The organism is Ramlibacter algicola (assembly GCF_016641735.1).
In the GTDB taxonomy this organism is placed as follows: Bacteria; Pseudomonadota; Gammaproteobacteria; order Burkholderiales; family Burkholderiaceae_C; genus Ramlibacter; species Ramlibacter algicola.
The window spans coordinates 4,192,520-4,198,519 of the sequence record NZ_JAEDAO010000001.1; the positions used below are offsets into that span (position 1 = coordinate 4,192,520).

Consider the following 6,000-nt stretch of genomic DNA (forward strand, 5'->3'; position numbering starts at 1 on the left):
GTCGCCAGGGCCGAGTCCGTGACGATGCCCAGGGCGATGGTGATGCCGACGCCGGTCTTTCCCGATTCCGTATCGCCGGCCGCATCGGTGAGCACCCCGCCTTCGTGCGAAGCGCCTGCCTGCAGTGCACCCGTGATGCTGACGGTGCCCGCACCGAGCAGCGCGGCGCGCGTGTCGTTGTCGGAGACCGAGATCGCGATGACCGGCGTGACTGCGGTCTCGCCCGCCGAGCCGCCGTCCGCGGTGGTGGTCATGGCGTTCTTCGACTCGGCTGCCAGCGTCAGGTTGCGCGCGCCGGTGAGCGCGGCGGTATCCGCCACCAACGCTTCCGTGTCCGTCTCGCCGATGTTCAGTGCGATCGAAGCGCCGACACCGACGCTGCCGCCGCCTTCCTGTTTGGCCGTCGCCTTCACGTCGTTGGCGACGAAGTTCTGCGCCTTCAGTTGCACGTCGCCCGTGCTGCCGGTCAGCGCCACCTGGGCACCTTCGCCGATCTGCGCTTGCGCGCGGCTGATCGCGACGTTGATGGCCAGCGCACCCGCGACGCCTGTTTCTGCGCCGCTGGCGCCCGACTTGGCTTCGGCCTTGAATCCGTGCGCCTGGTCGTCGCCGTCGGCCGGCACCAGCGCCTGCACCACGAGGCCATCGGCGTTCACGACGGAGTCGCCCACGATCGCTTCGTTGGCGACCTGCGCGACGTTGACGGCGACGGCGACGCCGACACCGGTACTGCTGCCACCGGCCCCGTCCTCGAGCACCGTGCTGGCGTCGGCAATCGCCGAGCTGCCCGCGTTGTTCTCGGATTTCAGGGTGACGATGCCATCAGCGGTCGACGTGCCCGCGGTGATGGTGAGCCCGTCACCGATGGTGGCGCGCGACGTCGCGCTGGTGATCGTGATGGCCGCAGCGCCGGCGACCTGCACCTTGCTGCCGCCCTGCCCTTCGGCCGAGGCGGCTTCGGTCGTCGGCGTCGCCGAATCTCCACCGTTGGCCTGCTTCCGGCTGGACGCGAAGTCGCGGCTTTCCTTGGTCTTCTTGTTGACCCCCCCCTCCTCCTTGCCCTCGTCCGTGGTCGGCGCGTCGTCGGCGTCGCCCCCCGCGACACTGGCCTTCGCCTTGCCGCTGTTGCTGCTGACGTTGCGCGCGGTCAGCGTGATGGCACCGCCCGCGGACAGATCGCGAGCCACGGAGGCAGCCGCCAGGTCGGTGCCGATGCTGAGCGCCAGCGAGATGCCGACGCCGGTGTCGCCAGCTTCGGTGGCGCCTTCCGCGTTGGTAGCCACCGAGCCCAGGTGTGCGGCGCTCGCGGTGATCGAGCCAGCCGTCGCCAATGCGGACCCGGAACCGATGGTCGACAGGGTCTCGTTGTCGGAGATCGAGATGGCCACGACCGGCGTGACGGCGGTCTCGCCCGCCGAGCCGCCCTCTGCAGCGGTGACCATGGTGTTCTTCGACTCGGCGGCGATGGTGAGGTCGTGCGCGCCGCTGACGCTGGCGGTGTCGGCCACCAAGGCGTCCGTGTCGGTCTCTCCGATGTTCAGCGCGATGGAGGCGCCCACGCCAATGCTGCCGCCGCCTTCCTGCTTGGCCGTCGCCTTCACGTCGTTGGAGACGAAGTTCTGCGCCTTCAAGTCGACGTCGGCCGTACTGCCGGTCAGCGTGACCACGGCACCTTCGTCGATCTTCGCCTGCGAACGGCTGATGCCGACGTTGATCGCCAGGGCACCGGCCACGCCGGTTTCCGCGCCACTGGCGCCCGACTTGGCTTCGGCCTTGAACCCGTGCACCTGGTCGTCGCCAGAGGCTGGCACCAGGGCTTGCACGACGAGGCCGTCGGCGGTCACGGTGGACGCACCCACGGTCGCTTCGTTGACGACCTGCGCGACGTTGACGGCCACTGCCACGCCGACGCCGGTGCTGCTGCCTCCGCCGGCGCCGTTCTCGAGGACCGTGCTGGCGTCGGCAATCGCTTCGCTGCCCGCGTTGTTCTCCGACTTGAGGGTGACGATGCCGTCGCTGGTCGATGTGCCCGCGGTGATGGTCAGGCTGTCACCGATCGTGGCGCGTGAGGTCGCGCTGGTGATCGTGATGGCCGCCGCGCCGGCCACCTGCACCTTGCTGCCGCCCTGGCCTTCGGCCGATGCGCCTTCAGTGGTCGGCGTGGTCGAGTCGGAGCCATTGGCGGTGGCCTTGCCGGCGGCGAAGTCGCGAGCGTCCTTGGTCTTCTTGTTGACGCCGCCTTCCTGCTTGCCTTCGTCGGTGGTCGGTTCCTCGCTGGCGTCACCACCAGCGACGCTGGCCTTGGCCTTGCCGGTGTTGCCGCTGACGTTGCGTGCTGCCAGCGTGATCGCGCCGCCCGCGGACAGGCTGCGCTCGGTGGCCGCGCCGACCAGGTCGGTGCCGATGCCCAGGGCGAGCGAGATGCCCACGCCCGTGCCGTCCGACTCGGTGGAGCCCTCCGCCACGGTGCTCACGGAGCCTTGGTGCTGCGCCTGCGCGCCGATCTGCCCGCTGGCCGAGAGCGCCGAAGCGGACGTGCCGAAGGTCGCGAGCGTTTCGTTGTTCGCGACGGTGATGGCGAGGACTGGTGTGACCGCGGTCGAGCCGCCTGCGGCACCACCCTCGGCAGTCGTCACCACGTCGTTGCGGGACGAGGCAGCCAACGCCAGCGAGCTCGCGCCGGTGATGTTGGCGCCGTTTGCGAGGCGCGCGTCGGTGTCCGTTTCGGCGATGTTGAGGGCAAAGCTGCCGCCGACCCCGACGTCGCCGCCGCCCGACTGCTTTCCAGTGGCATTGACGCTGCTGGAGACCTGGTTCTGCGACGTCAGCGTGACGCCACCGGAGCCCGTGAGCGCCACGACGGTGTCCTCGTGGATGGTGGCACTGGTGTCACTGAGGACCACACCCAATGCCAAGGCGCCTGCCACGCCGGTCCCGCCGCCGCTGGCGCCCGCTGTGGCGGTCACGGCGAAGCGGTTCACCTTGCCTTCATCCGTGAAGCGGTGCCCACTGGCGGAGCCGCCACCCGTGAGGTTCACGAGGCCGGTCGCGGTGCCCGCGATCGCGTCCGCCTTCGTCGTTGCGTACAGCTTGATGCGGCCGTCCGGCAGGACGTGCACGAAGTACGCCTGGCCGTCCACGAGACCGCCGAGGGCGGTCGCCGCGGGATCCTTGTGGTACGTGACCTGGTCGCCGCTGGCGAGCCCGTGCCCACCGCCGGCGAGCGTGATCGCATCCTGCGCACTGTCGACATTGCCGGGTTGGACCAGCAGGTCGCGGTCGGCCATCGTGGCACCGACCTCCAGCGCACCGGCCTGCACGCCGGAGCCGCCGATGTACGCGTGGTTGTCCAGCACGTCCACGCCGATGGCCACGGCGACGCCGACGGCCGTGGCATTGCCGGACGTGATGACAGTGTTGCCGCCGTCGGCCATCGTCGTGGCCTGGTTCACCGCCTTGGCATTCACGGCCAACTGGCCGCTGCTGGTCACGTGCCCCGATGTGTCGACGAATGCTTCGGTGGTCGACGTCAGGGTGCCCACGGCCACCGCGCCCGCCAGCTTCACGCTGTCGGAGGCGCCATTGCCGGTGGCCGCGCCGTTGCTCGCGAGTGCGCTCTGCGAATCGGTCTGCGTCGCTTCGTTGCCATCGTCGGTCGCCCCGCCCGTGGTCGACTTGGCTAGCGCCGTGACGGTGTGCTGCGAGTTGGCGTCGAGCGCGATCGCGGCGGCGTCCACCTGCGCTCCGCCGCCGATGGATGCTTCGGTGCGTCCCGTGAGCACCGCGACGCCCAGCGTCGCGCCCGCGCCGCCGGTCGTTCCATCCGCGAGTGCGGCCGCAACGACGACGTTGTCGGCGGTCAGTTGCACTGCACCGGTGACGTCGAGATCGGCGCTGCCTTCGACGCGTGCGAACGATTCGCTGGTGACGATCACACTGGCGATCGCGGCGTCGGTGCTGGTGTCCGTCTTGGACGCCGATGACGCCATCGACGCCACCGCCTGCACGCGCGAGCTCGCGCTCGCCGTCAAATTGCCGGACGCCACGACGTGGGCGCCGTTGCCGATGGAGAGATCGGCCTTCGAATTGACGTAGAGGAACGCGAACTGCAGGCCGCCCAGGCTGAGGCTGGAGTTGTCCACCAGCACGGTGGACGTTGCCATCAGGGTGATGTCCTGCGCCGACAGCACGCCATTGATGTCCAGGTCGGCATCCGAGTCGGCGTAGAACTTGCGCGGATCGACGCTGTCGGGCGGCAGCCCCGAGTCGATGGTTGCGACCGACAGGCTGATGTCGTCGTCGGCGTCCGTCAGGGTGATGGAGCCGGTGACCTGCAGGTCCGCTTGCGACTGCACGTCCAGGCTGAAATCCAGGTCCGCCGTTCCGGCGAGGATCAGCTTGTCCTCCTGCACGTCCTGCAGGCCGCCGGAGAACGTGATCTTCAACGCGTCGCCTGCCGGATCCAGCAGCTCGAGGCTCTGCATGTCGATCGTGATCGTGTCCGCGAAAAGCGATCCGTCGATTCCACGCGCAATGTCGATGTGGTTTTCGGTCTGGGAAATCGCCGTTTCGTAGACGACGTTCGACGGGTTGGATGTCTGTGCCAGCTGCACCTTGAAGTTGCCACTGCCGGCGTCGACCACCTTCATCGTCAGGTTCGTGACGAGTGTCGGTGCCGGGTAGTGCACGTCCGCCGACAACAGGAGACGCGGCTCGATCGCCTCCAGCGAGTAGTCGGCCGCGGACGCACGTTTGGGTGAAGGACACGGGCCCGGTGCCGCGGCGGGCTTGGCCCGGAAGGCGTCGGTGATCGTCTTGGACAGCGACGTGGGCACGAAGAACTTGCCCATGGAACGAAGTGCTTGCATGACCGCCTCCAGAAGGCTCGTGCACGAGCCCCCTGCATTACTGCGTTGACTGGAGTCCCCGCCGCTTCGGCGCGGGGCGGTGATCGATCGCGAGTAACGAGACTCGCCGTCCTGCTTCGATTTGTATCCAAGCGCGTTATAGGCAATGCTCGAGGCTCCGTCTACCTCCAAACACTGGTCGAGTTCACTCGACTACATTTGGGCACAACTTGGTCCACGAAGGGGGTGTGAGATCCGATCGATCCCTGTTGACAGACTGCCGAGTCAGCTGTTGGAACTGTTGCCTAGCGCCTGTGACGACGTGGTCGCCTCGTTGCGGAGCCACCAGATCGGATTCGGCGCGGAGGTGTCGTTCAAGCTCGGCGCTTCTGGCGCGCTGTTCCGAGACAGGGCTCTGCTCGGAGTGCCTCTTCAGGGCCTCGCAATTTCGCTGCTGGATCTTGCCAGCGCGTGGGGAATGCCACCGGACGGCCGGCAGCTCCTCGATTGTCACGCCCAGCGGGCGAGCGCACTTCTGTTCGGCGTTGAGCCGCGCCCAGGCGGCGAGGTGCGCAAGGTGTACCTGGAATTCTGGGACGACGTGCGCGCTGCCGTGCGGCGCACCGGAACTCGCGAGCCGCAGCTGCTCCACTTGGGCGTGAAGTGGCGGAACACCGGAAGTCGATGGGAACTCGCGCGATACCAAGTGCTTCCGCTGCTATCGACGCGAGATGCGTTGCGGCGGATCACGGAGATCTACGGCGATGCCGCAGCTTCGGCGCCTTCGACGTCGATCGTACGGACCGCGTGGCACGCGGCACCGGATGCCGCCTTCCTGTTCGAGCTGGTCGACGAAGAGGGCAACCCGCGGCGCTCATTCGACATCAACCTGTACCCCGCTGCGCTCCACGTTGCCGCGGTGGAAAAGCAATTGCTGGACGCTGCCCTGCGTCTCGGCGTTTCGTCCTCGGACATTGGGTCGCTGCTGGACCGGTACGGCCGACTTCCGCTCGGGCACCTCTCCGGCGGCCTCGACCGGACGGGCCAGGAATTCCTGAGCATCTACGCCGAACTGGCACCGATGCCCGGACCCTCTACGACCTGAACCCTAAAAAGCAAAAACCCCGCTCCAAATCATTGGAGCGGGGTTTCG

2 protein-coding genes (1 of these 2 running past the window's edge) are annotated in these 6,000 nt (G+C 68.0%); one reads left to right on the forward strand and one right to left on the reverse strand.

Translation table 11 applies throughout. The annotated features are described in order from the left end of the window. Positions 1-4,868, reverse strand: the 5' portion of a protein-coding gene (locus I8E28_RS20505) for an LEPR-XLL domain-containing protein (protein ID WP_200790143.1). It extends 23,350 nt beyond the left edge of the window; only the first 4,868 of its 28,218 coding nucleotides appear in the window; the start codon lies at positions 4,866-4,868; the stop codon falls past the left edge of the window. A 271-nt stretch (positions 4,869-5,139) separates the two neighbouring features. Between I8E28_RS20505 and I8E28_RS20510 the strand changes: the two genes are divergently transcribed. Next, positions 5,140-5,952 carry a hypothetical protein gene (locus I8E28_RS20510; RefSeq protein WP_200790146.1) on the forward strand — a complete coding sequence of 271 codons (813 nt, stop codon included), beginning with the start codon at positions 5,140-5,142 and terminating at the stop codon, positions 5,950-5,952. Positions 5,953-6,000 lie beyond the last annotated feature (48 nt).